A 24,584-nucleotide genomic window follows, 5' to 3' on the forward strand; every position below is an offset into this window, starting at 1 on the left:
ATAAGAACTTCGATTCACTAATGGGTGAAAATTGCTCGTAGTCCTCATTAAGGTCGAAATCCTTGACCACTATGGTTAACTTGTCGTTCGTGGTTGATTCAACGTTTAGTTTCAATATATCTGATTCCGTAACCATACTGACTTTAGCATTCCTGTCGATCGAGGTAATATCTTGTTGAAGCGAATGTATTTGAGATTTGATTAATTCCATATTCATACGGATTCCTCACGTTCTATTTTATTTCGTAAGTCACTGATAGAAATAGATTTCCACTAAATCCATTTTAATGATTGAGCGAAGTACCACATACCGGTAAAATATACGATGAGTGGATAAAGATTCCAAACCAGAATTGCACCTAACAAGGGAAAAAGGGGGCGATGTGGTGCGTTTTTTCATCAGAGCTTTAGAGCCAGAAGAACACGAGGCTATTCACCTCATGATTCAAGAGATGGGGAGCGGAGAAAATGGCTTCGTCAATAGTCTTTATTCCAGGGACCTCGAGGAATTTCAAGGCAAGCTGAATCGGTACTATGAAATGTCGCAGGGAATCGGCCTGGCAGAAGGCTTGGTGCCGCAGACCACGTATTGGTTCTACGATGGGGAACGTCCCGTGGGATACGGCAAGCTGCGGCATAGGCTTAACGACAACCTGTTGGTCCACGGAGGCATATCGGTTATGCCATCCGTCCAGCCGACCGTAACAAGGGTTACGGTACATTAGCGCTGGGGGCTTTGGTCACGGAAGCAAGGCGGCTCGGCATCGCGAGATTCTGTTGACCTGCGAAGAAAGAAATATCGCCTCTCGCAGAGTCATTGAAGCAAACGGCGGCGAATGGCAAGACGCGGTCGATCAGACATGCCGGTACTGGATTACAAACAATCTGTGATGGGAGCGATTGGATGGACAAAAAACAGTCTAAGGTGGTATATTACGCGGTCTGGCTCATCGTGGCAGCCGCATTGGTGTATCTCGGCCACTTGGTATTCAGGCATTACCAGCAACAAGCGTATATGACGTTCCGTAAAGATGGACTGATTTGGGCATATTGCGTGGTTCCGTTGCTGTACGGTGTTCACGTTGCACTGTTGGAGGGCCTTCCTAAAAAATTTCGCATGTATTGGCCGTTGTTTATATTGGTCTTCGTACCTAGCTTTCTCATGCTGATTTATCCCCTCTCCGGCAGATTTATCCCTCACAATATGGAGATCTACCAAATAGCGACGATGCACGGCGGGAATGTCGTGTTCGGTATGATCAGCGGAATCGCGCTCTTCAAAGCCGTGACAAGTAGGGAGACGGGCGAATGAATAAGAAGACGGGAGTAATCCTGCTACTCATCCAAACAGTGCTAATGTTACTGGGGTGCCAGCGCGAAGAGAGGCCAGAGCATCCACTTTTTTCTACCGAAGAAGAAGCGCTGGAGTATTTCATCCAGGATCGAGGAATCAATGGACGGATAATCCAGCTCGATATTGGCAATGAGGAACACTTGATATTAGCTCAGTCTTTGCCAGAGACTTATTCTATTGGCGAATGGGTTCACTCCAATGGAGAATACGCAATAGTAGCGCTCACAGGTTCTACGGATATCAAGAATTCTCCTGCCGTGGGAGTAGGGTTCCAAACGATGGAACGAAATGGATATTCCCTAAAGCTGGCGAAGGAGATGGAAGAGCCGGGCACTATCCACAGTCAGGAACTGAAGCTGCATCTCTCAATGAGTGACCTGAAAGAAGATCCCATAGCACAAAAATCCAAGCCAAATCTAATCCAATCCTACACCGTTCTAAAGTAATTCAACATCCACTCCGAGGAAGAAAAGAATGCAAATGCCGATGAGCAAGCATAACCGTTTTGATCAACTCATCACGTATACTCAAGAGGCCATGGACATGTTTGGGGCTTCTGCCGATGCGCTGCTTGTTATTCAGAATGACCGCATCGTGACGGAATGGTATGCCGTTGAATCATCCCTATCAAGCTCTAAATTCCGACTTCACTATACACAAAAGGAGAGAGAAGTGTACCATGCCTAGACTTTATGGAGAACGAATCATGTTGAGGGAATACAGGGCAGAGGATTTGCCGTCGATGAGAAGATGGTGCAATGACCCTGAGATCGTAGATAACTTATCCGATGCTTTTTTATATCCAATTACCTTAAACGGAACGGAAGAATATCTAAACTCCGTGCTAAATGGAGAAACGGATCAAAAAGGTTTTATCATCGCTCATAAAGATACTGAGGAGTACATAGGACAAATTGATCTCTTTCGCATTGATTGGAAGAATAGATCCACCGAGCTCGGGATTGTGATCGGGATGAAGGAATTTCATGGCCACGGGTATGGGACGGAAGCGATCATGCTAATGCAAGAATTCGTGTTTAACCGGTTAAATCTAAATCGCTTGCAACTGGAGGTGAATGATTTTAACACAAGAGCTTACCAGTGTTATCTAAAATGCGGCTTTAAAGAAGAAGGACGATTTAGAGAGCGAACCTACATCAACGGAAGATATGCGGATAGTATTTACATGAGCATTTTGAAGAGGGAGTACGAGGAGAGAAAAGGGATGGCTTTATGACAAAATATCGATTAGAGCAAGCGGATCAACAGGTGTTTGCCATGTACCAGGTTATCCATGCTCAAACACACATCGAGATGTGGTATGCTGGGAAGCCCGATACCCAATTTAGCAGGATTATCTGTTCATGCGCTGGATGAAACGTCTGACCTCTCTTCAATCCAAAATGAGATGAAGCTTGGGTACGGCGGCGGCATTGACCATGAAACGTTTTGGTGTTCCTGAGGATGATCAGATGCTGGAGCACACGGACCGGGATTGGGGGCGCGGCTTGTAGAGATTCAAGGGTATGTTGAGGCTGGATCGTATGGTGCTTATGGCAGGACAAGCTTCATGCCAAGCTCCAAACCGCAGCGACCCATTTTACTGATACCTAGGTATTCGAAGCCTGCTTGCTCATATAATCGCATAGCGGCTGCGTTGCGTTCATTGACGGTTAGAGTGACCTCGCGAATACGGGGAGCGTGTGTGCAGGTAATTGCTTAAGCGCAGAGGAGGCATAACCCATCCCTGGTGCTCTCGGTTAATTTTCGGCCGCTGCAGTTCTTCTTAGTGAGGGATCGTGATCAAGAATCAACTATATAAAGGAGGTATAGACGATGAATCCCGTTCGCTTAATGAAACCAACCATTGAATTAAAGCACGAGTATTTGGACTTTTATATGGAATGGAAAGAAAGCAGAGAAGACATGGTCCCCTGGGTCATAAGTAAAGATCCAGAAGACTTTGAAGGAATGGTTAGATGGCTACAAGATAATGAGAACGGCAAAAACCTCGGTGATGGAAGGGTAGCCGATTCGACTTTTTGGTTAGTCTCTGAACAGAATAGGGTGTTGGGAGCAGTGAATATCAGGCATGAATTGACAGAATCTCTAATGAACAGTGGAGGGCATATAGGTTATGGCATACGTCCCTCCGAAAGAAGGAAGGGGTATGCAACCAACCTGTTGCAGCTGTCGCTTGAGCAAGCCAAACGATTAGGGATAGACAAGGTACTAGTTGTATGTGATCAAATCAACGTAGCTTCCGAAAAAACCATTATTCACAATGGCGGAATTTCGGATCATGACTATATTGAAGAGGATGGAAATGTCATTAAACGATACTGGATAGATAACGGATAGTCTCATTAAGAAATTACTCTAGTCATCATTGGAGGGTTCTCAATTGACCAGGATCATGATTATTGGTTCGGGAGGTTCAGGAAAATCCACGTTTGCAGCAGCGCTCGGAGATAAATGGCAAATGCCCGTTTACCATTTAGACGCATATTATTGGAAGCCCGGGTGGACGCCCACGCCCAATGATGAATGGGATCACTTCTTGGATCAAATCGTGTCGGAGGATGAATGGATCATCGATGGGCATTATGGCAGAACGCTGGAGACCAGAATGAACAGGTCGGATATCATTATTTTTTTTGATTTGTCGCCATGGATTACGACGTACCGGGTAATTAAACGCAGGATTAAGTATCATGGGAAGACAAGACCGGACTTAAACGAGGGATGCCCGGAGCGATTAGATTGGGAGTTTGTGAAATGGACTTGGAATTTCCGCAGAGACAAAAGACCGGGAATCCTTCAATTGTTAAGCAAGCATGGAGAGAACAAGAGAATCATTATCTTCAAAAACAAGGCAGAGGTAACGGAGTTCTTCACGGGCCAGGAATCCCCTCAATGAGATTGGTTGCGTCAAATGAGATTCTCCGCTATAATTCTCGCATAATATGTGATCGGGGGTTATAGAGATGGCAAAGCGGAATTGCTCATTAGCTAGGAAGTCCTCACGCAAAGCCTAATCTAGGGCGATACTTTGTGTGGGGTGCGAGAGAATGGATTCGATCGCCCAAACGGATTTATCGTTTCTAATAATAGGCTTTGCACCTTATGAATGTTTATATTAATAAGGGAGCTGAAGACCTATGCATACACCATTTATTAGAAACTATCAGTATAACATTATTAAGAAACAAGCGGAATTCCTTCAAAAGACGCTGCGAACCGTGGCGGACCGGAAAGTACTGGAGACTGTAAGATATCGTGCCGCAGCAAAAGTGACAGAAGCTTTCTCTAGCCTGACTGCGGATCAGCGGCAGATACTGGAACCCATATCCACGCTCGAGACGGCGCAAGAGTTTCAGAGATATCTTAATACAGTAGCGCCATATCTGGTGCCATTTCCACCCATTACGCTTAAGCAGATTCAGAAGCTATTCCCTAAACATAAAAAATTGAAAGTGCCTGATCTGCAATCGATTGATTATCGATATGTGACCTACCTTGGCTGGGTTGATATCGCCACGAACCGATTATTCATTGTCTATCCGTTCGAAGGAAGGTTCATCGGCGTCGAAGGAAGAATTACGCCAACGAATAAAAAAGGATACTGCCTGTTCTGTAATCGTCATCAGGAGCTTGCTTTCTTCTCGGTGAAGAGGAAGTCGGCAAGTGCATCTCCAGATCATTACGCTTCCGTTGGCCATTACGTATGTATCGATAATCATGGATGTAATCAGCTCATAACGGATACCGGACCACTTGAAAAATTCGTCCTGTCCGTTCAAAAATAACCGATAACATTCTGGAAAACGGCTGCCTGAAGGGCAGTCGTTTTTTAGTTGTGCAAAAGCGAAGTCTCTAAGCATTTGGACCTTATTATTACATATTGAAACATATTATCATCTTAATTTTATATAAATTATGGTTTTTATGATAAATTAAAGATGGAAAAAATGGTATTTACTGGAGATGATAATGTGTATACGGTTGAACGTTGAACCGGTTGCCAAACTACTTGAACTGGATGCAAGAACAATCAGAAGATATAGGAAGAGAAGAAGAGTCGTTTTATTGTCTGGGGCAGACCGGGATATGTTGGCCGCACATTGATTTCAATTGAAGAGTTGAGTACATTCGTTGTAACAAATTCATTCCGGAGGAGAGCACAGTGGGAATCACCCTGATCTTGAATATCGTCATCGTTACGATAATAATTTGTTTAATCGCCACTTATTTTAAGTTTCCTAGAAAGGACTTAAGCGATATAAGCGACATTCCGCTCTCATTTGTCATTCAAACTTCAAATCGCATGGATATTCAGCATCATAATGAGTGCGCAGCCTTTTCCAGTGCATATGTACTGCGACATTTCGGAATACAGGCAGATGGCAACGAACTTTATAAGCGTTTCCCCAAAAAATTAGCGGACGGCACCATAGTTCCCAAGGGCATCCTTACCTATTTCAAGAAGCTGGGATATGAGGCGTCTTTCTATTCCGGCAACGTGCAAACGTTGAAGAAACAACTGAATCAAGGTACTCCGGTCATTGTATTCATTCGAGTTTATCCGCAGCAAAGGTATCTGCATTTTGTACCCGTGGTGGGTTATGATCAAGAACACATGTATTTGGCAGATTCGCTGGAACATACCATCAATTGTGATGAAACATACTATAATCGCAAAGTGATGATTCGTGATTTCGAGGCTTTGTGGAAGACTTGGGTCCCTTTCTATAACAATACTTACATAGCGATACACAAAAATACTTAAGTCCGGTACCGTTAACCCTACCGGACTTTTTTCATTTTATCCCTTCACATACTCCACGGAATACATATGCGTCTTCGTTAGATCAATGACCTCTCGAATAAAATCCTCCTGCGATTCCCTGAAATCATTCTGGATCCAGTTCAAGATCAGCCCATGAAAGCCATAGGCCGTATACCGCTTAAAGTAATCCATATTAACCGGAATCTGGTCAATCGTCTCGAACCGAAAGCGCTCCTTGTATATCTTCACGAAGGTTTGCGGGAATTTGGTGTGCAATCCGGGTAAGGTATCCTCATACTTAACGAGCTCGAAAAAGTCACGATGCTCGTAAATGTAAGCAATAATATTAAAGGATGGCGCCCCCAGATTGGCTGTATAAACTTTATGCCCAGGGATGTACGGCTTGCCAACCGCCTCTTCCAGTCCCAACAGCATCGATGTCAACAGATCCTCCGCCAATTCGATTTTATCCTGATAGTGCACATAGAACGTGCTGCGATTATAGGCAGCCGTCTCCACGATATCTTTCACGGTTACGGTATGATATCCCTTCTCTTTGATCAGTTTGATAAAGGCGGATTTGAGATGTTCTTGTGTACGATTTTTACGCTTGGTTGTCACCGTTTGTTCATGATTCACGAAAAAGAGCACCTCCAAAAAAGACAGTTTCGTTCTAAGTGTTGACCAATTGAACACTTCGTAACATCTTAATGATTGTGAAATGTGAACAGAATAGTACAATTAATTTGAGAACAAAATAGTACTATTCTTGAAATCTTAAATTATTACTATCTAACAACGATAGTACTATTCTAATAAATTTCATGGGGGGTTCCAAGATGGGAAAATTACAAGACCAAGTTGCGGTTATCACCGGTGGTGCATCGGGCATCGGTGCGGCGACAGCGCTTCTATTCGCTGAAGAGGGAGCCAAGGTAGTGCTTGTGGATTTAAATGAGGATAAAGGCAAGGCGTTTGAGGCTGAGCTGAAAGCGCGTAATCACGAAGCGTTATTCGTTAAGGCCAATATTACGAGTGAAGAAGAAGTAGCCCATATTTTCCAACAAGCGGTGGATACCTTCGGCAAAGTCGATGTGGTTTTCAACAATGCAGGGATCGGGCGCGTGCATTCTTCGCATGATCTGGAATATTCCGAATGGCGCAATACGGTAAATGTCGATCTGGATGGGGTATTTCTGGTGGCTCGTGAAGCAATCCGTGAAATGTTGAAGACAGGCGGCGGCAAAATTGTAAATACTGCATCGATGTACGGCTGGGTCGGATCTCCAGGCTCCGCAGCTTATAATGCTGCCAAAGGCGGCGTTATTAACTTAACGCGATCACTTGCACTGGAGTATGCCGAGCAGAATATTCGGATCAACGCACTCTGCCCGGCTTTATTGATACGCCAATCATTCCGGAGGAGAGCAAGCAAGCTTTAGCTGCGGCCACCCCAATGAAGCGCCTCGGACAAGCAGAGGAAATGGCCAAGGCGGTTCTCTTTATGGCATCGGATGATTCTTCGTTCATGACGGGCAATACCCTGACCGTAGACGGTGGATACACCGCTCAATAATAACCAATCCAACATGGAGGGATACAGCGATGAATAAGTTTGAAGGAAAAGTAGTCGTCATTACGGGTGCAGCAGGCGGAATCGGAACTGCAACCGCGAAGAAACTGGCGGAACAGGGGGCGAAGCTTGCTCTCGTCGATCTAAATCTGGATGCCGTCAAGCAAGTGATCGCCGATCTTGGTCTTGATGATGCGAGAGCAATTGCGCTGCAAGCCAATGTGGCGAATGAAGATGAAGTCAAAGCTTATGTAGATGCAGCGGTCGAGAAGTTCGGTCAAATCGATGGCTTTTTCAATAATGCAGGGATTGAAGGCATCACAGCCAATGTTGAGGATTACCCAACGGAAACATTTGATTTGGTCCTCAATGTCAATGTGAAGGGTGCTTTCCTCGGCCTGAAGTATGTCGTTCCTGTCATGAAAAAACAAGGATACGGCAGTATCGTCAATACCGCCTCGGGTGCAGGTCTTATCGGTTCGCCAGGCTTTGTCGGTTACAATAGCTCGAAGCATGCCGTGATTGGCATGACGAAAGTGGTTGCGCTGGAGACGGCTCCATTCGGGGTGAGAGTAAACGCGGTTGCTCCTGGTGTAATTAATACGCGCATGATGCGCCAAATCGAGAAGAATACGGTTCCCCAGGATGCTGAAGGAGCCAGAAAAGCATTCGGTGCCGCTGTGCCGATGGGAAGATACGGAGAGGCAGATGAAGTAGCGAATGTAGCGATCTTCCTGCTGTCGGACGATGCTTCGTATGTATCGCAGTCCATTTACACAGTGGATGGCGGGCAGATGAACCAGTAAATTTCAGAATAGCATGTGCGAATACCAAGGTCTTTGTTCGGTGATTGCCGAATGGGGGCCTTTTTTATTGTGTCTCGATACGTGTTGGGATAATATGGATTTAGGAATATAATGTGAGGAGAAAATAGAGAGTAACACGAAGAGCTGGGGGAATGAGAGGATGCTTTACGATCTGTCAGGAGAAGCGAATATGTCGCCTATCGTTGGGATGCTGTACTCAGTGGTAAAAGAGAACAGCCAACGACTCCACTCGATCACTGCGGGTATGTCGCAAGAAGAAGTAGATTACAAGGGGCCTCATCGCCAATATAATAGCACCGCTCAATTAATAAGGCACATCACCTACGTTGATTTGAACTGGGTTTATCGGATTAAAGGGGAGCCACTTCCTCAATCGTTAAAAGACCGCTATGGACCCATGATGGATGAACATCAACAGCTTCCGATGATCGAGGGGGTGTCTTGGAACAAGCTGACCTCGACGCATGGAGATGTACTGGACATGCTGAGAGACGCATGTACACAATTGACAGATGCTGATCTGAGCAGTGTTGTCGTTTTTGGACATGACCAAGAGAAGGAAGCAACCATACGCTGGGGGTTATGGCATATAGCCGACCATTGTCGATATCATCAAGCCCACATCAATCAGCTTCGGAAATGGTACGGTTTGCGAGCTGGGGTCATCGATCCCTCGTCACTTTCTTAGAAGGAGTGCCTTATGAGATGCAAGTTCTTGAAGATAATCTTTATTTCACTCTCGTTCATGAATATTAAGTCTAATGGAAATGGAAACGAAAAATAAATGGGGAGTTAACGAAGATCCGGCATTGGAATCTCCTTGAATTTATTGGAAACTGAGGCAGGAATTCAGGAAATACGGCAGAGTGGACTTACAGGAGGTGTCACATCCCCATGAAAGACATGAACTATTATGATACGTTTATCGAGGTTTCAGAGGATTGTCCGGTCGAAGCGGCTGAGGTCCCTCAGACCAAGAACGGTAAGCAGACGGTACCAGTCTTACAGTATGAGATGATTGCCAGGCATCCGTACCGCTACACCCAAGAAGAGATTTTGTTCGAAATATTCGCGCAGCGAAATGATATAACTGAAGAACAAAGACAGGTGGAGCGGACGAAGTTTTTCAGCAAGGGCCAGCCATGCCTTAGGACCTCATCATTAGGCAAGCGCTATGGCTGGGGTATGCATCATGATGCCGAAGGCAAAGTTGCACTGTACGCTGTGGAGTCGGATGAATACCAAGAAATGAAGCAGGATCAACGTCTGAAACATGTTAAGGCAATGCGTTCAGGTCGTAAGTAAACATATGAAAATATGAATGACTACTTCAATCTAGCATCTTTTTCCACATATTACGAACTGTAAGTTCATATGCTAGAAAGATAAGGAGTAAGGTAAGCGCAAACGGCGTGAATAACAATCAAGGGGGATTTCATGATGGATCTGAACGTCAATAAATGGTTAATCCGATACCTGTATTTGAGTACTATCCTATTGTTTCTTTCCATTGTTGTATTTCTGTTGCATCACGACCGATACTCACCTTCAGGAATTGGGTTCATATGGTTTATAGTCGTTTTGGGGTACGCAGGCTTCGTAGGCATCGTTATTACCGATATGATTACATCCGCAACCAGAGAAATTCAAGGACAAATCGTCCACCAACAAGGTGAGACCGTTCATGTGAGTCAATTAGACGGGAGACTGAAGAAGTATAGGGTACACGTGCCTGGGGTGCTGCAGCAACTGAAAAAAGGGCAAGGTGTGAGAATTTCATTGACCCGATTAGCTCAAATCCCTAAGTCCATCGTCATTGTGGATTCTCCGAACAAGGAAGTAGATACAAAATAAAAAACATAGAAGCGGAGTTTGTCATCATGAAAATACGAGTTCTTCATGAATCAGATGCTTCATTGTATCAAGAGTTAAGATTGCAGGGTCTACAGACGGATGCCTATGCGTTCGGATCAACGTATGAACGGGAAGCCTCTTTTTCAATGGAAACGATGATGGAACGGGTGAAACTTAGTAAGGATAAGTTTGTTTTAGGAGCATTTGAAGCTAGCGGGAAGTTAGCAGGCATCGTTACATTTGTACGGGAGGTCGGAACGAAAACGGCTCATAAAGGAAATGTGTTTGGCATGTATGTAAGTTCCGATATGCGGGGCAAGGGAATTGGTCGTCAATTGATGCAGGGTTAATAGAGAAAGCCAAAGAGATAGAAGGTTTAGAGCAAATAGGACTCACCGTCGTGGTAACGAATGAGCCTGGCAAGAAACTATATGAATCCATCGGATTCCAAGTTTATGGTGTAGAACCTCGAGCATTAAAATATGAGGGCCAGTATTGGGATGAGACTCTAATGGTATTAAGATTGAAATGAGGTTATGGCCTATATTGTTTTGGGAAGAAGCGGAGCGGTCACCTTTGGATCATCTTATTTAGGTCAGGTGAAAGGGAAGAATAAAATGAAGATTGAAATCGTTTCTGACACGGAATACACGATATCTGAGCTTTTGATTGATCAGATGCATTCCCGTAGGTACTGCATCTTTGATGTGGAAGCAACCGGACCGGATGAAATGGAAGACCAGATTACTCAGATTGGCGCCATTCTGCTGGATGCGTCATCAGGCAAGGTAGAGAAGACGTTGGAGACGTTGGTCAAGCCTTCCAAACGCATTCCCGCAGCCATCGAGCGACTTACGGGTATCTACAATCAAGATGTTGAGCAGGCCCCATCGTTCTCCGAAATATTTCAGGATTTCGTTGACTTCACGGAAGGAACGGTTTTGGTCACGCAAGCAGGATACGAGTTCGACTGGCCGCTGCTGCAGAATGAATGCAGGAGACACGAAATCATGATGCTGTCCAATTCAATCCTCGATACAAAAGTATTGTTCACCTATCTATATCCTGAAATAAAGGACGTGATATCCACGAACTTGTTGATACGACATCTGGAAATTGATGACTCCGATATCCAAAGACATACGGCACTCGGAGATAGCATATTGATTGGACGCATATTCGCTAAATTATTAATAGAATTGGAACTGAGAGAACTGGTAAAGATCGAAATTGAACAACCGCTGCTTGTAAAAAGGGTTCAGTTCGAAAAAATAATGTAGATTTAGGCGCGATGAGGAGGAATTTATGAATACACCATGGTCAGCCCAGTTTCCTGCCGTTCAATTTCGGGTCGCACGACCAACACATCAGCTTGAGAGAATCATTGAATTTTACAATACCGGTCTCGGATTGGAGATCGTGGCTTAATTTGCGGATCATGAAGGTTATGATGGCGTCATGTTCGGGTTGCCGAATGTGGACTATCACTTGGAATTTACGCAATATAAGGCTGCCGTACCTGCACCACCTCCATCCGATGATAATTTGTTGGTGTTCTACATCCCAGATGTGGAGATCAGGGATCAAGTCGTGTCGAGATTGAATGCAATGGGTTATCCGGAAGTTGAGCCGGAGAATCCGTATTGGAAGCAGCAAGGGATTACGATCAGCGACCCGGACGGGTGGCGCATCGTCTTGCAGAACACGACAGGCATTTCTTAGGTTAAGGACAAGAAAGTCGGGAGGAGATATCAATGGGATTGGGAAACGTTAAAGCCATAATTTTCGATCTGGATAACACGTTGTTGGACAGGGGAACCACTTTTAGGAGGTTTATCGATTCCGTCGTGCTCCAATACTTTAGCCACGTAAATAACCCAGCAGACATGATCGAACGTATCATCGAACTGGATCAAGACGGGTATAAGGACAAGCAGGAACTCTTTACGGAACTGCTGGAAGAACTGCCGTGGCAGACGAAACCTGGGATTGCGGAGCTGCTGGATTATTATGCCGAGCACTATGTGAAGAGCGCCTGCTTGATGGAGGGGGCTGAGGAAGTCATTCGTCAGCTTGGAGAGAACTATAAGATTGGGCTGATCACGAACGGCAAGACCCATATCCAATACGGCAAAATCGATCAGCTTGACATGCGTGACTGGTTCGATGTGATCCTTGTCTCTGAAGAAGCGGGAGTTAAGAAGCCGCATGCCGGGATTTTTGAGATGGCTGTTGCGCAGCTAGGGATAAGCGCAGACGAATGTCTCTATATCGGAGATCATCCGGTGAACGACATTCAAGGTGCCGGGGGATACGGCATGCAGACGATCTGGTTCGAGGTCAATCAGCCTTGGCATGAGAACCTTACCGTAGTCCCGAAGCATAAGATCACACATCTGCGGGATTTGATCGAAATCTGTTAACCAGGGCACAAGGAGGAAAGATGAGGACGTTTTTGAAACGAAGCTTAAAACTTTCACTATGGCTGCTTGCCATCGGGACGATTGCCGTATTTGCACTCCTCTTTTTGTTTCAGATCATCTTCATCGCGGGATTGTGGTATAAAGACCATTTTATGTAATTAGGGAGAAGGAGAGATACATATGAATGATCCGATAAGCTCAATCCGCTGGATAGAGCGCAGACCTGAACTGGGGATGCTGCTGGAGAACCATGATCAAGTGATGTATACTGCACTGGAAGCCGGATTGGAGGCCGAGGTGATCAAGCTCGACGCGCCGATCGGCAGCTATGTTCTAAAAATATGGAATAAGAGTTCCAAGCCGAGCATAGAGCGGCAATACAAACTGCTGGAAGTGCTGCATCATCATGACCTCCCCGTCTCCCTACCCGTGGCTTGGGGAATCGATTCCGAACAGAATCAGGTGCTGCTGACCACCTATGATGGAACTCCGCTTGCCAAACTAAGCCCTGCCATCATTCGGAAGCTGGTGGAGATGATGTCGAGTATACATCAGGTGCCGCTGAGCGACATAGAGCCTGAACTTGCACCGACGTTTGATTTCATCCCCTACTTCTATCCTTCGATTGAACATCACGCGGATCTGTTTCAACTTCTTGTTCAATTGGTGGAACGAAGTGAACTGAAACAGGATGTTCTGATTCATGGTGACATGAACCTGGGGAACGTGTTAGTTCATGAAGGGGCATACTCCATAATCGACTGGACGAACGGACAGCGGGGGGATGCAAGGTACGATATCGCCTGGTCGTTGTTGCTGATACGGATATTTGTGGGCGAGCGATACGGCTCGTTATATTACAAAGCGATCTTGGAAGAATATCCGTATTCCGCGGAAGAGCTGGCACGGTTTGAAGCCATGGCCTGTATCCGTGGATTGTTGTTCTACAGAGCGAAGGCGATTATGTTCAGTAAAGACACGCTTCGCATAATGAAGGATATCCTGCGTTCAAACCCGTTTTTGCACGAGGGGTTATTATAAGTGTTGTGAAAAAAATGCCCCATTCTCCCCTGAACCTCCAAAGCTCATTTGGAGGTTCTTTGTCATGTCGTTCATTCCGACTGCAACTGCTGTCGGTAGTGATGGGGGGACAGGCCATAATGTTTCTTGAATGCTTTGGAGAAGGTGGGCAGATCCGAATACCCGACGGAGTGGGCGATTTCGCTCATTTTATAATCGGTGCCCTGCAGCAGCAACTCCGCTTCCGTCATCCGCAGCCGCTGCAGATAGTGGATCGGAGAGCAGCCGTATTCGCGTTGGAACTGCTTGGAGAAATGCGTGCGCTCGATCCCGACGTGATGAGCGACCCGCTCAATCGTAATCTGGTCCGCATAATGAATTTCTAGATAATCCCGCCCCTTCTCCAGCCAGCTAGGAGGGGTTGAAGTATGCTGAGTCTTCCGGTCGGGTACGGTGAGCGATAGCTGGTGGAAGAGCTGGTACAGGTGGCTGACCCGCGTATAGTCCGTTGTGTCATGGTTGAAGTAAGACTGCATAATGTCCAGCGTCTCTTGATTCACGCGCGAAGCGGCGTGCGGTTTTTCCGGGGTAAGACCGATTCGGTTAAGACTGGATAACGCATGCTTGCCGTCAAAGGCGATGAATGCTTTTCTTAACGGTTTCTCCGGATTCGTATAGTACTCATGGGTCACCTGGGGAAAGAGACAGAAGATATCATGCTTGCGCAGCGGGTACTCTCCCCCGCTCTGACGGAATGTCCCTTCCCCGTCTAAGATGCAGAGCAGATAGTAGTAAGGGGATATCCGCGGTCCGATATGATAATGCGGTTTGGCGACATTGGCGCCAAGTCGAATCGGCCAGATGGGACCGGCTTTTTCGAAGGTCGTTGGCGTAAAGTAATGGATATGCAACCACTCATGGGCATCCTCCCGCATATTCGTAAACATGATGAACACCTCTTTTTACCAAATCTTCTGGTAGTAAAAAAAACCGCAAATCGCCTGTATAAGCTGCAGAAGCTACCTTCATCAAATAATGACAAATGCAACAACCAACAAAATGACATAGACGAATGGGATGTCGTCGATATAATCTACTTATATCATACTATTCCAAGTAATTATATAGGATATATTACATTTGGCTTCGCTTTATCACACATGACAACGGTATATGAACATGCAGAAGGAACGACGTAGCTTGAGGGAGGAACACATTTTGTCACACAAACAAAGAGTAGAACTTGGCTGGTTTATTCCTACGACGGGAGACGGCGAATATATCGGCATCGCCCCGCAGCGTCCGGCATCACCGGAATATTTGACAGCAGTCGCGAAGGCGGCAGAGGCAGCCGGGTATGAATTCACATTGATCCCGGCAGGCGGCGATTGCTGGGACGGATTTATTGTCGGCTCATGGATTACCTCGCAAACAACGAAACTGAAAGCCCTGGTTGCTTTGCGTCCAGGACTCATCTCCCCCGTACTGGCAGCCCGAACGGCAGCGACCCTGGATCAGATGTCAAGCGGTCGCGTCATGATGAACGTAGTGACCGGGCATTACCCACAGGACTTAAAGGCGTGTGGGGATATTCTCTATGATCAGCATGACGCACGATATGAACGGACGCTGGAATTTCTGGAGGTCGTTGAAGGCGTGTGGAAGCACGACGGTCAGGATGGAATGGGCTTTAACTATGAGGGGAAGCATTACTTCGTTGAGGGTGGCACGTGTAAACCGGCCACGTACCAATCTCCTTATCCTCCGGTCTATTTTGGCGGGAGTTCGGTGGCAGGCAAGAAGACCGCTGCCAAAACCGCTGATGTCTACTTGATGTGGGCCGAACCGCTCGACTGGATTCAAGAGCAAATCTCGGAGATGGAAGGGTATTTGCAGGAGCAGCGGGAGAACGATGGCCTTGACCGGACGCTTCGGTATGGAATGCGCGCGCAGTTAGTCGTAAGAGAGACCGAGCAAGAAGCCTGGGATGCTGCATGGCGCATTCTCAGCAAGGCGGATCCGGAGCAAGTGAAGTCGAAGGAGAAGTTGCATGCCAAGACGGATGCCAAGGGACAGGAGCGGCAGATGGATCTGTTCCGTCAGTCAGTGGAGAACGATTATGTAATTGCGCCGAATATGTGGTCCGGATTATCTGCGATCCGCGGCGGCGGCGCCGTGGCGTTTGTCGGAACGCCGGCACAAGTAACGGCACGAATAATGGAATTCGTTGACATCGGGGTCACTTCGTTTATTCTTTCCGGTTATCCGCATCTGGAAGAAGCCGAGATCACCGGTAAGCTGTTAATGCCGGTGCTGCAAGCCAAACTGGCGGAACGCGGACTTATATAAATTTCACGATACGAAGGAGGAGTTTGCATGAACAGACAGTCATACAAAGCATCATTATGGATATCGATGATTCTCGTATTTACCATGGTGATCTCCGCTTGCGGCGGTAATAAAGATGCTTCATCAGGCTCCGGCGGAAGTGACGGTGCTGGGAATGGTAACGTAACGCTCAGCTTCATCCACTGGCGCGGCGAGGACGTGGCGTCTTAGACGGCATTATCCAGAAATTCGAAGCGGAGCACCCGAATATTAAAGTAGAGCCGCAGGTGTTTCCTTCCGATCAATACCAGGCAACCGCTCAGGCGAAGCTGGTTGACGGTTCAGTAGGCGATGTGTTCACCGCCTTCCCAGGCGCGCAGTTCGAGGCGATTGCCAAGGCGGGATTGTTCCTGGATCTAAGCGGGGAGAGCTTTGTATCGGCCTACACGCCATCCTTGATCGAAGCTGGGCAGAAAGACGGCAAGCAATATGCCATCCCCTATCAACTGGTGTATAATATGCCGATCTATAACGTAACGATCTTCGACGAACTTGGCATCGAGATACCACAGGACTGGGATCAGTTCCTGGCTGCGATGGAAACGTTGAAGCAGGCCGGATACATACCGATCGCGTTCCCGGGTGCGGATATCGGTCCGGGACAACTTATGAACACGATGGTGATGAACAATGCGCCCGACGAAGAGATCTTCGGCAAGCTGGAAGCAGGCGAGACGAAGCTGACCGAGGAGTGGTGGGTGAAGACGTTAACGCAGTTCAAAGAGTTGAACGATAAGGGTTATTTCCAGAAAGACGCCGTCGGCACGAAGACCGATGCAGCCAATGCGCTCTTTATTCAAGAGAAAGCCGCTATCCTCGGCACAGGTTCGTTCCAGCTAGCGGGCAACAAAGCCGGTAATCCGAATCTGGTACAAGGCTTGCTGGCACCGATAACCGTAGCTGCGGATGAGGCTGTATTTGAGGGGATTCACACAACCACGTACATGCTGGCGATTAATAGCAAGTCGAAGCATCCTGAGGAAGCGAAGTTGTTCCTTCAGTATCTGAGTCGTGCTGAAGTTGCGGCAGAATACGCCAATGGAACGGGACAGAACGTGACGGTCGACGGGGTAGAGTACACATCGGATGAATTAAAGGCAGTCAGTGAATGGACCAGCAAGAAGACCCGCTTCCAGCCTCGCTTCAAGATTAACAACGCCGAGGTTCAGAAAGCGATAACCAGCTCCATCCAAGCCGTGCTTGGCGGTATCGAGCCGTCCCAAGCAGCAGCGGATGCGCAAGCGATCGTCGATCAACAGATTGGACGATAAGCCATGAAGAGGCATCTTAGATTAATACCGTTTATTCTTCCGGGGGTCTTGCTCTATGCCGTACTGTTTCTGTATCCAACCATAACGGCGCTTTATTATTCCTTTACGAATTGGGACGGCTTATCGCCGTCCTATCAGTATGTCGGGATCGACAATTACAAGCTGCTGAAGGATGATATCATCTTCGGCAAGTCGCTGATGAACAATCTCAAGTTCATGCTGTTCGTTGTCATTGTCCAGACGGTCGTCTCGCTGCTGTTGGCGCTGCAGATCAACAAGAAGTCGAAAGTGAACGTCATGTTGCGCGCGCTCTATTTCGTGCCTACAATTCTGTCATCGGTCTCGGTAGGTTCATCTGGTCATTCATCTATGATCCGTCCACCGGTGCTTTGAATCAGTTGCTGACGATGATGGGACTGGAGAGCTGGACCCAGAACTGGATCGGCAATGCGTCGCTTGCGATCTTCTCGATTGCGGCTGTGCAAGCCTGGGCGCATATCGGGCAGATGGTGGTGTTGTTCGTAGCCGGGCTGCAGGCGATTCCGCCCGAGTTGATTGAAGCGGCTCGATTGGATGGCGCCACGAAGGTTGGTCTGTTCCTGCGCGTCACCTGGCCGCTGCTTGCGCCTGCGGCCGCCATTGTTGTGTCATATACGACGATCCAATCTTTCAAGGCGTTTGACCTGGTGTTCACGATGACGGGCGGTGGCCCCGCCTACTCGACCGAAATCATATCCACCTATATTTACAATTCAGCGTTCATGAACTATGCGTTTGGCAAAGCTGCGACCGCGTCCGTTTTTTTCCTGATTCTGATCTCGATCATTACGTTCCTGCAGTTCAAGCTGCTGCGGACGGATCGGGTATCCTACTAGCGAAAGGGAGGTGCGGGATATGATCAACGTATTAGGCAAAATCCTGCTTGTGGTGTTCGCCGTCATCATCATCGGCCCGCTGCTGATCGTGGTATTCACGATGTTCAAGACGACGCCGGAGTTTTACGCCAATCCGATGGGATTGCCGAGCAGTTTCTCCATGCATAACATCGAGACTTTGTTCACCAGGCAGCCGATGTGGACGTATTTCAAAAATAGCGTCATCGTCACCCTTACCAGCGTACTGCTTGTACTGCTGCTGGCCGGCAGCATCTCCTATGCAATAATGCGTTATGGCAAGCATGCTGTCGGGGGCATTCTCTTCTCCCTCTTCGCGATTGGATTGATGGTACCCTCGCAGGTCAACATGATTCCGATTTATTCGATGCTGCAGCGGCTGGGCTGGACGAACAGCCATATGGGGCTCATTCTCGTAACGGTGTCGGTGCTGCTGCCGTTATCCGTGTTCATGCTGACCGGCTTCATGAAGACGCTCCCGAAGGAGATCCTGGAGGCGGGGGAGATCGACGGAGCAGGCGAGTACAGATTGTTGGCACGGATCGTATTTCCATTGTGCGCACCGTATCTGGCGGCAACGTCGGCGTTCCTGTTCGTGATCGTATGGAACGACCTGTTGTTCCCGATGCTGCTTCTGGTCGGTAAGGACAAACTTACGCTGCCACTCGCGCTGTTGCAATTCAGAGGCGAGTATATGACGGATTACCCGCTGCTCATGACAGGTGTCTTGGTTACGGCCTTGCCGATGATCCTATTGTTCATTTTCTTGCAGCGGTATTTCATAACGGGAGCGCTTGCCGGATCGTTAAAGGGATAAGCCGCGAACGTAATCACATAATGCGATAGGCGTTCCTCATGGCTTCTTGCCGGAGTGGACGCCTGTTCGACTTGTATCTTATTTAACCGGCACCTGGACCTTCGGTACGTTCGCCTCCGTCTCGGGGCAGAATCCGGGGTTGGCTGAGCATAGCCTTCCTGTAAATTCGGGATCGAGCTCAGCCAGCGCCGTGAAATAGCTGCTAATGATATGATTGGCTGCAATGGAGCCGTTCATGAATTCGAGCTGGAACAAGATAGGGACATGATTGTAGTAAAAGGTGGTGTCTTGCCTTGGAAGCTTGAGAATTAACGGCGGAGCATACGTTACCACATCATACAAGTTGGCGATACGATAGCTGTTCGGAACGTGCAGCGTGCAAGCTCTGACGAAATCCGAATCACCAACTCGCGGCGAGCCATAGGTGAACAAGAAGGGAGTATAATCGGTATTCGAAGCTATATCCACTGCACACATCGTCGCTAATGCACCGCCAAGGCTATGGCCGGTAATAAACAACGCTTTGTCAGATGAGAGCTTGGACAGGGCGGAGAGAACCTGCTTACGAGCAGAAGCATAGATATTGGTAAAACCTCGATGGGTAAGGCAAGATTCTTTAATATATTTGAACGGGATCTGCGAAGCCATGGCGTCGTCGATCCAATTGGTCGTTGAGCTGGTACCTCTGAACGCTACGATGATTTCCGTATCGGATTGGATGATGAATCCGAAGGGTTCCCATATTCGGTTCAGCGACTTGGCCTCAATCGTGTCATACAGCGTGTATGCGGATGGCAGGACGAATGAACCGTCAGGGTTCATGAATTGGGTGTAGGTTTCAGAACAGACGGCTGCCATGAATATGGCTCGCTGCACTTGATCTTTTGTCATCCCCATGAACATCCCACCTCTCTGCTGCTCCATCATATGAAGCAGCGCTTGACCAGGTGCATAAGCCTATGATCTTGATGATCTGTAAGCTTCAGGATTTTCGAAGTGGGCGGGAATATGGTACGATTGCTGGCAGTGAGATTTTTTTATATCAAGATTCAAGAGAGAGCAGGGTCCAATTCATGACAAATCAGAAACAGCAGCGATACCGTTTTACCGAAGCTCCTATATGGGAGCTGCAACGCAAGTATTATGAAGAGCTTGGAATGAAGCCTGGAATAACGACCAAGTGCCACAATATATAACCAGCAACCCAATGATCGCCACGGCGTATGCCGAGATGATATTCGGTTTCCTTCGCGATCGCGTAAACCTGAATGACTCAATGGAGCCTGTTACGATTCTGGAGATTGGTGCGGGAGCAGGTCGATTTGCCTTTCACGTGCTGCATGAGTTGTGCGAGTTAAAGGATTATACAGGGATTGAGCTTCCCCCCTTCCGATATGTGATGACCGATCTGGCAGCCAAAAATGTAGAGGCCTGGCGTCAGCATCCTGCACTGCAGGGCTATATTCAACAGGGTTTGCTGGATTTCGCTACCTTTGATGCTGTGCATGACACCGATCTTGCGCTCGTCGTCTCCGAGACGACGATACAGGCAGGTGACTTGGCGCAGCCGTTAATCATTGTGGCGAATTACTTCTTCGACGGTATCCCGCAAGAACTGCTTTATGTCGGGGACGGGAAGATTTTTGAAAGCGATGTGCTGGTTGAGCTTCCGGAAGGGTCGGAGTCGATGCCGCCTTCGGATATATTGCAGAACATGAAGCTGGAGTACGTCTACCAGCGCGCGCCGGAGTATGAAGAACCAACATATCCCTACCGTGACGTGATCGCGTTGTACCAACAGGAACTCGAGGATTCGCACATCCTCTTTCCAACCAATGGTCTGACGTTACTGGATCGGTTAGATCAATGGTCTTCTGCAGGTATGGTGCTTCTTACGGCTGATAAAGGAGACCATCGTCTGGATAACTGGAAATTTGCAGGTCCGCCGGAGCTGATTTTTCATGGCAGTTTCTCATTAACCACTAATTATCATGCGATTCAATACGTATACGAACAGCGCGGCGGAGAGATCCTGTTCCCTCCCCACCATTATAAGAACATTAACATCGGCTGCTTCTTAATGCTGGACGCGCCCGGACGCTATGTGAACACGAGATTAGCTTACCGGCAATTCATTGAGCGTTTCGGCCCGGACGAATTCTACTGCATGAAAGAATGGGTCGATCAACGCATTGATACGATGGGGATGCAGCAAATACTCGGCTTTTGGCGGCTCGGCGGTTACGATGCGGAATTCTTCATTCAGAGTGCCAAAGCCATCTCGGCATTGCTGCCGGATGCCAATGACGAGGAACTTCTTGATCTGAAGCATGGTATCTATAAGATGTGGTCTGCGTATTATGTGATGGAGCAGCGTTACGATCTTGCGCTTGACGCTGGATTGATTCTGTTCGAGATGGACTGCTATGAAGATGCCAAATGGTTCCTGGAACAGTCGGTCGAAGTCGAAGAAGAAGAGCCTGTGCCAACCGTATTGTATTGTCTTGCGATCTGCTGTTATGAGCTGGAGATGGATGATTTGGCGTTAGCTATACCCGGAGAGCGCTCGTCCTTGAGCCCGACCATGAGGAAGCACTTGCGTTGTTAGCGGCGCTGGGCGAGAGTGTATAAGAAGACGCCTAGGTGATGCGAGGTTCGAATTAGAGCGGTTCACCTCCATATCGGTTGGTTGCTTAGATGGTAGAATGATAGAGAGTGTAGTATCCTATTTTTCTAGAAGAAAGAAGGGCGACATTATGCAAAAAGCATCGTAGTGTATTACTTAACGGATAAGAAGAATAATGTGGATGAGTTAAACGCCTTGCTGATGGAGGGCTGGAAGGTTGCCAGTCAGCGTCCGATGAGCAGCGGGGCCGTCGCTACGTCGCACTCGCTGGTCATACTGGAGAAATAGCAGAGCATTTCCATGACATGAATATTCAAGTGACAGGTGAGAAGGATGAGAATAGCTTTTTTTGATTCGGGGCTAGGCGGCTTGACGGTGTTATCAACCGCTTTGAACATGCTTCCGTGTGAGGATTTTCTGTTCTATGCCGATACGCTGCACGTCCCCTACGGTACCAAGCCGAAAGAGGACGTACAATCGTATATACATCAGGCAATAGAATCGATCATGACAGAGGATGACATTAAGGCGATCGTGATCGCATGCAATACGGCGACAAGTCTCACGATCTCGGACCTTAGACAAAAATACGCGATTCCGGTAATCGGCATGGAGCCTGCGGTCAAGCCTGCGGTCGAGATCAATCGGGCCACGGGCAAGCGAATACTGGTATTCGCAACGCCGCTAACGCTGCAAGAGACGAAATACCGGGATCTGGTTCAGCGCGTGGACGAGAAGCATATGGTAGATTCGCTGCCGCTTCCCGAACTGGTGGAGTATTGCGAGGCGCTTCATTTTGATCGTCAGACCATAGAGGACTATTTCAAGCGCAAGCTTGCCGACTTTAATCTCGCGGATTATGGCACAGTGGTCCTGGGATGCACCCATTTCCCCTTCTATACTGAGTTGTTATCACAAATATTGCCGTCACATATACACATCATCGACGGTAATCAGGGTACGGTGAAGCGGCTAACGCACGTGCTCCGTCATCGTGAATCGCTCCGTACAGACGGGAGCAGCGATATCAAGCTGTTAAATTCAGCTCAATCGGATTCCTATACATCCAAGATGGAAGAAGCGCTTGATTTTCTGCGTAGATCCAGGAAGTCCCACTAAGCAGACACAGACCCGCACCATGATGGTGTGGGTCATGTTGTCTGTTTTTATTTCATCTAACAAGGGATTATTCAATTATAATCGAATGCTTCCTGGTACGTCGGACGGATCAACCTACATAATGGTCTGGAGCACCATCAGTTGAAAAATGGAAAGAAAGATGGACTATGGTATCGAGGAGATGGCTACCGAAGATGGAGCTGGGTTGACGATTCAGTGGAGGAAGTGGATAATTTAACCAAGCAAGAGATGAACCGTGACCCGGCCGAAGATAGAACATATCCTGGGCCGAGTCCTCTTGAAATCGGTTACGGAGGTGTGAGGTCATAAATGATCGATCTTAGTCATCGCATTCAAGATGGCATGCCGGTTTACCCGGGGGATGCAAAGACAAGTTTGATTCACTCCAGCAGATCCGCGAGATAACTACAATAATCATGAACTGACCATTAATATGCATGCAGGTACCCATATCGACGGCCCGATGCATTTACTGGATATACCGAAGTACCTTTATGAATTTCCTCTGGACACCTTCATAGGTGAAGGTTGCGTGCTGGATGTAAGGGGAAGCAAGACCGTGGAGTACAAGGAAGAATATGAGCATCGTATTCAAGAAGGACAGATCGTGATTCTGTATACAGGCCATAGCCGCCATTATGGTCAACCGGATTATTTTAACGACTATCCCGTGTTAACACAGGGGTTCGCGGAATGCTTGGTAAGAAGAAAGGTAAAGATGATCGGCTTGGACACGCCTTCGCCGGATACTTATCCGTTTGATATTCATTCTTATTTATTCCATCACCATGTTCTGATCATTGAGAATCTGACTCGAGTGGAGCAGCTCCTCGCGTTGAATCGATTTGAGATTATCGCGCTGCCGCTAAACATCCAGGCCGATTCCTCGATTGCGAGAGTAATCGCCAGGGAGATCGGTGATGGGGCGTTATAAGAGGAGGTAAGCAATGGTCACCATAGAGCAAGTCGAATATGAGCGGAAAGCTACTCTTAGCCATCTTCTCGAATTGTACCAATATGATTTCAGCGAATTTGAACCGATGGACGTTCATGAGAGCGGACGTTATGAGTATAGATTCTTGGATCATTACTGGACGGAAGCGAGCAGGTATCCATTCTTCATTCGAGTAGCCGGGAAGCTGGCCGGGTTCGCACTGGTTCGAGAGATTGGCGCACAAGATGAGATACCCATATATTCTATGGCCGAATTTTTCGTGATGAGAAAATACCGAAACCATGGGGTCGGACAGCAAGCAGCTTTTGCACTGTTTAGCCGGTTTCAAGGGATATGGAAGGTGGGTCAGATTGAAGCAAACCTTCCAGCTCAGACGTTCTGGAAGAAGGCCATAGGAAGGTACACGGATCAGACTTTTGAGGAAATTCGAGAAGCGGACTGGGACGGGCCGATTCAGGTCTTCACTTCAGTCGCTACTACATAAAGGGAAGGAGATTGTCTCTTATGATGGGTTTTATCGTTGTTGTATTGCTAGTTGGACTGGCTGGAATCATTGGGAATCAGAACTCATCCCTGAGGAAGATGGAGCGCATGCAGCGTTCGCTGGATTAACTGAATCAGAAGCTGGACCATCGTGAACAGGCGAAATTCTGA

General features: G+C 47.5%; 31 protein-coding genes and 4 pseudogenes. 32 read left to right on the forward strand and 3 right to left on the reverse strand.

The features are described from left to right. The first annotated feature begins 386 nt into the window (after positions 1 to 386). The 10 genes from JCM10914_RS30200 (at position 387) to JCM10914_RS12720 (ending at position 6,143) form a co-directional block, all read left to right on the forward strand. On the forward strand, positions 387 to 725 hold the full coding sequence (locus JCM10914_RS30200; RefSeq protein WP_231638633.1) for a GNAT family N-acetyltransferase: 339 nt from the start codon (positions 387 to 389) through the stop codon (positions 723 to 725). Then, positions 686 to 781 carry a hypothetical protein gene (locus JCM10914_RS30205; RefSeq protein ID WP_231638641.1) on the forward strand — a complete coding sequence of 32 codons (96 nt, stop codon included), beginning with the start codon at positions 686 to 688 and terminating at the stop codon, positions 779 to 781. The genes JCM10914_RS30200 and JCM10914_RS30205 overlap by 40 nt, the downstream gene beginning before the upstream one ends. A gap of 123 nt (positions 782 to 904) precedes the next feature. Then, positions 905 to 1,312, forward strand: a complete 408-nt coding sequence (locus JCM10914_RS29255; RefSeq protein WP_036718031.1) for a hypothetical protein — start codon at positions 905 to 907, stop codon at positions 1,310 to 1,312. Beyond that, positions 1,309 to 1,800, forward strand: a complete 492-nt coding sequence (locus JCM10914_RS12690; protein WP_036718032.1) for a hypothetical protein — start codon at positions 1,309 to 1,311, stop codon at positions 1,798 to 1,800. Before JCM10914_RS29255 ends, JCM10914_RS12690 begins: the two co-directional genes overlap by 4 nt. A 28-nt stretch (positions 1,801 to 1,828) precedes the next feature. Then, positions 1,829 to 2,041 (forward strand): hypothetical protein, encoded by a 213-nt coding sequence (locus tag JCM10914_RS12695; protein WP_023961447.1) that lies wholly within the window; start codon positions 1,829 to 1,831, stop codon positions 2,039 to 2,041. Next, positions 2,034 to 2,591, forward strand: coding sequence for a GNAT family N-acetyltransferase (locus JCM10914_RS12700; protein ID WP_036718035.1), 558 nt, complete (start codon positions 2,034 to 2,036; stop codon positions 2,589 to 2,591). Before JCM10914_RS12695 ends, JCM10914_RS12700 begins: the two co-directional genes overlap by 8 nt. A 599-nt stretch (positions 2,592 to 3,190) precedes the next feature. Continuing rightward, complete coding sequence (locus JCM10914_RS12705) at positions 3,191 to 3,715, forward strand: GNAT family N-acetyltransferase (RefSeq protein ID WP_023961449.1); 525 nt, start codon at positions 3,191 to 3,193, stop codon at positions 3,713 to 3,715. A gap of 43 nt (positions 3,716 to 3,758) precedes the next feature. Continuing rightward, the gene (locus JCM10914_RS12710; protein WP_023961451.1) at positions 3,759 to 4,274 is read left to right on the forward strand and encodes a DNA topology modulation protein; all 516 of its coding nucleotides are present in this window, start codon (positions 3,759 to 3,761) and stop codon (positions 4,272 to 4,274) included. Positions 4,275 to 4,515: 241 nt separating this feature from the next. Then, the gene (locus tag JCM10914_RS12715; RefSeq protein ID WP_023961453.1) at positions 4,516 to 5,163 is read left to right on the forward strand and encodes a FusB/FusC family EF-G-binding protein; all 648 of its coding nucleotides are present in this window, start codon (positions 4,516 to 4,518) and stop codon (positions 5,161 to 5,163) included. Positions 5,164 to 5,540: 377 nt separating this feature from the next. Next, positions 5,541 to 6,143, forward strand: coding sequence for a C39 family peptidase (locus JCM10914_RS12720; protein WP_231638634.1), 603 nt, complete (start codon positions 5,541 to 5,543; stop codon positions 6,141 to 6,143). A gap of 36 nt (positions 6,144 to 6,179) precedes the next feature. Here JCM10914_RS12720 and JCM10914_RS12725 read toward each other — a convergent pair whose 3' ends face one another. Continuing rightward, entirely contained in the window at positions 6,180 to 6,782 is a 603-nt protein-coding gene (locus JCM10914_RS12725) for a TetR/AcrR family transcriptional regulator (protein ID WP_023961458.1), read from the reverse strand. Positions 6,783 to 6,982: 200 nt separating this feature from the next. Here JCM10914_RS12725 and JCM10914_RS12730 point away from each other — a divergent pair. From JCM10914_RS12730 to JCM10914_RS12775, 12 genes and pseudogenes are all read left to right on the forward strand, one after another. Continuing rightward, a pseudogene (locus JCM10914_RS12730) lies at positions 6,983 to 7,719 on the forward strand (SDR family NAD(P)-dependent oxidoreductase). Positions 7,720 to 7,748: 29 nt separating this feature from the next. Next, positions 7,749 to 8,522 carry an SDR family NAD(P)-dependent oxidoreductase gene (locus JCM10914_RS12735; RefSeq protein WP_023961464.1) on the forward strand — a complete coding sequence of 258 codons (774 nt, stop codon included), beginning with the start codon at positions 7,749 to 7,751 and terminating at the stop codon, positions 8,520 to 8,522. Between the two features lie 160 nt (positions 8,523 to 8,682). Further along, complete coding sequence (locus JCM10914_RS12740; RefSeq protein WP_036718039.1) at positions 8,683 to 9,231, forward strand: DinB family protein; 549 nt, start codon at positions 8,683 to 8,685, stop codon at positions 9,229 to 9,231. 206 nt (positions 9,232 to 9,437) lie between these two features. Next, the gene (locus tag JCM10914_RS12745; RefSeq protein ID WP_023961468.1) at positions 9,438 to 9,848 is read left to right on the forward strand and encodes a DUF6157 family protein; all 411 of its coding nucleotides are present in this window, start codon (positions 9,438 to 9,440) and stop codon (positions 9,846 to 9,848) included. Between the two features lie 132 nt (positions 9,849 to 9,980). Next, positions 9,981 to 10,397 carry a hypothetical protein gene (locus JCM10914_RS12750; protein WP_023961470.1) on the forward strand — a complete coding sequence of 139 codons (417 nt, stop codon included), beginning with the start codon at positions 9,981 to 9,983 and terminating at the stop codon, positions 10,395 to 10,397. A 26-nt stretch (positions 10,398 to 10,423) separates the two neighbouring features. Beyond that, entirely contained in the window at positions 10,424 to 10,747 is a 324-nt protein-coding gene (locus JCM10914_RS30210; RefSeq protein WP_023961472.1) for a GNAT family N-acetyltransferase, read from the forward strand. Positions 10,748 to 10,797: 50 nt separating this feature from the next. Further along, positions 10,798 to 10,929, forward strand: a complete 132-nt coding sequence (locus JCM10914_RS30215; protein WP_231638635.1) for a GNAT family N-acetyltransferase — start codon at positions 10,798 to 10,800, stop codon at positions 10,927 to 10,929. Between the two features lie 85 nt (positions 10,930 to 11,014). Next, entirely contained in the window at positions 11,015 to 11,677 is a 663-nt protein-coding gene (locus JCM10914_RS12760; RefSeq protein WP_158442466.1) for a PolC-type DNA polymerase III, read from the forward strand. Positions 11,678 to 11,702: 25 nt separating this feature from the next. Then, positions 11,703 to 12,119, forward strand: a pseudogene (locus JCM10914_RS12765) (VOC family protein). Positions 12,120 to 12,151: 32 nt separating this feature from the next. After that, a complete protein-coding gene (locus JCM10914_RS12770) occupies positions 12,152 to 12,820 on the forward strand; it encodes an HAD family hydrolase (RefSeq protein ID WP_023961478.1) in 669 nt (222 codons plus the stop codon). 20 nt (positions 12,821 to 12,840) lie between these two features. Continuing rightward, on the forward strand, positions 12,841 to 12,978 hold the full coding sequence (locus JCM10914_RS28865) for a hypothetical protein (RefSeq protein ID WP_156332318.1): 138 nt from the start codon (positions 12,841 to 12,843) through the stop codon (positions 12,976 to 12,978). Between the two features lie 22 nt (positions 12,979 to 13,000). Beyond that, positions 13,001 to 13,861, forward strand: a complete 861-nt coding sequence (locus tag JCM10914_RS12775) for an aminoglycoside phosphotransferase family protein (protein ID WP_023961480.1) — start codon at positions 13,001 to 13,003, stop codon at positions 13,859 to 13,861. Between the two features lie 71 nt (positions 13,862 to 13,932). Here JCM10914_RS12775 and JCM10914_RS12780 read toward each other — a convergent pair whose 3' ends face one another. After that, entirely contained in the window at positions 13,933 to 14,787 is an 855-nt protein-coding gene (locus tag JCM10914_RS12780) for an AraC family transcriptional regulator (RefSeq protein WP_023961482.1), read from the reverse strand. A 271-nt stretch (positions 14,788 to 15,058) separates the two neighbouring features. On the opposite strand from JCM10914_RS12780, the gene JCM10914_RS12785 reads away from it, so the two are divergent. The 5 genes and pseudogenes from JCM10914_RS12785 (at position 15,059) to JCM10914_RS12800 (ending at position 19,209) form a co-directional block, all read left to right on the forward strand. Beyond that, complete coding sequence (locus JCM10914_RS12785; RefSeq protein ID WP_023961484.1) at positions 15,059 to 16,189, forward strand: LLM class flavin-dependent oxidoreductase; 1,131 nt, start codon at positions 15,059 to 15,061, stop codon at positions 16,187 to 16,189. Between the two features lie 27 nt (positions 16,190 to 16,216). Continuing rightward, positions 16,217 to 17,499, forward strand: a pseudogene (locus JCM10914_RS12790) (ABC transporter substrate-binding protein). Between the two features lie 3 nt (positions 17,500 to 17,502). Beyond that, positions 17,503 to 17,892 (forward strand): carbohydrate ABC transporter permease, encoded by a 390-nt coding sequence (locus tag JCM10914_RS31810; protein WP_370570240.1) that lies wholly within the window; start codon positions 17,503 to 17,505, stop codon positions 17,890 to 17,892. A 14-nt stretch (positions 17,893 to 17,906) separates the two neighbouring features. Continuing rightward, on the forward strand, positions 17,907 to 18,374 hold the full coding sequence (locus JCM10914_RS31815; protein ID WP_370570243.1) for a carbohydrate ABC transporter permease: 468 nt from the start codon (positions 17,907 to 17,909) through the stop codon (positions 18,372 to 18,374). 19 nt (positions 18,375 to 18,393) lie between these two features. Beyond that, complete coding sequence (locus JCM10914_RS12800) at positions 18,394 to 19,209, forward strand: carbohydrate ABC transporter permease (RefSeq protein ID WP_023961494.1); 816 nt, start codon at positions 18,394 to 18,396, stop codon at positions 19,207 to 19,209. Between the two features lie 78 nt (positions 19,210 to 19,287). Here the strand turns inward: JCM10914_RS12800 and JCM10914_RS12805 are convergent, their stop codons facing one another. Beyond that, positions 19,288 to 20,106 carry a lipase family protein gene (locus JCM10914_RS12805; protein ID WP_023961496.1) on the reverse strand — a complete coding sequence of 273 codons (819 nt, stop codon included), beginning with the start codon at positions 20,104 to 20,106 and terminating at the stop codon, positions 19,288 to 19,290. A 176-nt stretch (positions 20,107 to 20,282) separates the two neighbouring features. Here JCM10914_RS12805 and JCM10914_RS12810 point away from each other — a divergent pair. From JCM10914_RS12810 to JCM10914_RS12830, 5 genes and pseudogenes are all read left to right on the forward strand, one after another. Then, positions 20,283 to 21,840 (forward strand): annotated as a pseudogene (locus JCM10914_RS12810) (class I SAM-dependent methyltransferase). Positions 21,841 to 22,168: 328 nt separating this feature from the next. Continuing rightward, positions 22,169 to 22,954, forward strand: a complete 786-nt coding sequence (gene murI, locus JCM10914_RS12815) for a glutamate racemase (RefSeq protein ID WP_036718044.1) — start codon at positions 22,169 to 22,171, stop codon at positions 22,952 to 22,954. A gap of 141 nt (positions 22,955 to 23,095) precedes the next feature. Further along, positions 23,096 to 23,284 carry a hypothetical protein gene (locus JCM10914_RS12820; RefSeq protein WP_023961504.1) on the forward strand — a complete coding sequence of 63 codons (189 nt, stop codon included), beginning with the start codon at positions 23,096 to 23,098 and terminating at the stop codon, positions 23,282 to 23,284. 154 nt (positions 23,285 to 23,438) lie between these two features. Continuing rightward, the gene (locus tag JCM10914_RS12825) at positions 23,439 to 23,909 is read left to right on the forward strand and encodes a cyclase family protein (RefSeq protein WP_231638642.1); all 471 of its coding nucleotides are present in this window, start codon (positions 23,439 to 23,441) and stop codon (positions 23,907 to 23,909) included. Positions 23,910 to 23,922: 13 nt separating this feature from the next. After that, positions 23,923 to 24,414: a GNAT family N-acetyltransferase gene (locus JCM10914_RS12830; protein WP_023961509.1), complete on the forward strand. Its 492-nt coding sequence runs from the start codon at positions 23,923 to 23,925 to the stop codon at positions 24,412 to 24,414. Positions 24,415 to 24,584 lie beyond the last annotated feature (170 nt).

It is taken from the genome of Paenibacillus sp. JCM 10914, assembly GCF_001315105.1.
Classification (GTDB): domain Bacteria; phylum Bacillota; class Bacilli; order Paenibacillales; family Paenibacillaceae; genus Paenibacillus_AQ.

Coding starts and splice junctions, on each gene's coding strand:
- JCM10914_RS12690 (WP_036718032.1), top strand. CDS start 1,309: ATGAATAAGAAGACGGGAGTAATCCTGCTACTCATCCAAACAGTGCTA.
- JCM10914_RS12715 (WP_023961453.1), top strand. CDS start 4,516: ATGCATACACCATTTATTAGAAACTATCAGTATAACATTATTAAGAAA.
- JCM10914_RS28865 (WP_156332318.1), top strand. CDS start 12,841: ATGAGGACGTTTTTGAAACGAAGCTTAAAACTTTCACTATGGCTGCTT.
- JCM10914_RS12780 (WP_023961482.1), bottom strand. CDS start 14,787: ATGTTTACGAATATGCGGGAGGATGCCCATGAGTGGTTGCATATCCAT.
- JCM10914_RS12800 (WP_023961494.1), top strand. CDS start 18,394: ATGATCAACGTATTAGGCAAAATCCTGCTTGTGGTGTTCGCCGTCATC.
- JCM10914_RS12770 (WP_023961478.1), top strand. CDS start 12,152: ATGGGATTGGGAAACGTTAAAGCCATAATTTTCGATCTGGATAACACG.
- JCM10914_RS12705 (WP_023961449.1), top strand. CDS start 3,191: ATGAATCCCGTTCGCTTAATGAAACCAACCATTGAATTAAAGCACGAG.
- JCM10914_RS12735 (WP_023961464.1), top strand. CDS start 7,749: ATGAATAAGTTTGAAGGAAAAGTAGTCGTCATTACGGGTGCAGCAGGC.
- JCM10914_RS29255 (WP_036718031.1), top strand. CDS start 905: ATGGACAAAAAACAGTCTAAGGTGGTATATTACGCGGTCTGGCTCATC.
- JCM10914_RS31815 (WP_370570243.1), top strand. CDS start 17,907: ATGATGGGACTGGAGAGCTGGACCCAGAACTGGATCGGCAATGCGTCG.
- JCM10914_RS12805 (WP_023961496.1), bottom strand. CDS start 20,106: ATGGGGATGACAAAAGATCAAGTGCAGCGAGCCATATTCATGGCAGCC.
- JCM10914_RS12775 (WP_023961480.1), top strand. CDS start 13,001: ATGAATGATCCGATAAGCTCAATCCGCTGGATAGAGCGCAGACCTGAA.
- JCM10914_RS12745 (WP_023961468.1), top strand. CDS start 9,438: ATGAAAGACATGAACTATTATGATACGTTTATCGAGGTTTCAGAGGAT.
- JCM10914_RS12700 (WP_036718035.1), top strand. CDS start 2,034: ATGCCTAGACTTTATGGAGAACGAATCATGTTGAGGGAATACAGGGCA.
- JCM10914_RS31810 (WP_370570240.1), top strand. CDS start 17,503: ATGAAGAGGCATCTTAGATTAATACCGTTTATTCTTCCGGGGGTCTTG.
- JCM10914_RS12760 (WP_158442466.1), top strand. CDS start 11,015: ATGAAGATTGAAATCGTTTCTGACACGGAATACACGATATCTGAGCTT.
- JCM10914_RS12740 (WP_036718039.1), top strand. CDS start 8,683: ATGCTTTACGATCTGTCAGGAGAAGCGAATATGTCGCCTATCGTTGGG.
- JCM10914_RS12695 (WP_023961447.1), top strand. CDS start 1,829: ATGCAAATGCCGATGAGCAAGCATAACCGTTTTGATCAACTCATCACG.
- murI (WP_036718044.1), top strand. CDS start 22,169: ATGAGAATAGCTTTTTTTGATTCGGGGCTAGGCGGCTTGACGGTGTTA.
- JCM10914_RS12825 (WP_231638642.1), top strand. CDS start 23,439: ATGCATTTACTGGATATACCGAAGTACCTTTATGAATTTCCTCTGGAC.
- JCM10914_RS30210 (WP_023961472.1), top strand. CDS start 10,424: ATGAAAATACGAGTTCTTCATGAATCAGATGCTTCATTGTATCAAGAG.
- JCM10914_RS12830 (WP_023961509.1), top strand. CDS start 23,923: ATGGTCACCATAGAGCAAGTCGAATATGAGCGGAAAGCTACTCTTAGC.
- JCM10914_RS12750 (WP_023961470.1), top strand. CDS start 9,981: ATGATGGATCTGAACGTCAATAAATGGTTAATCCGATACCTGTATTTG.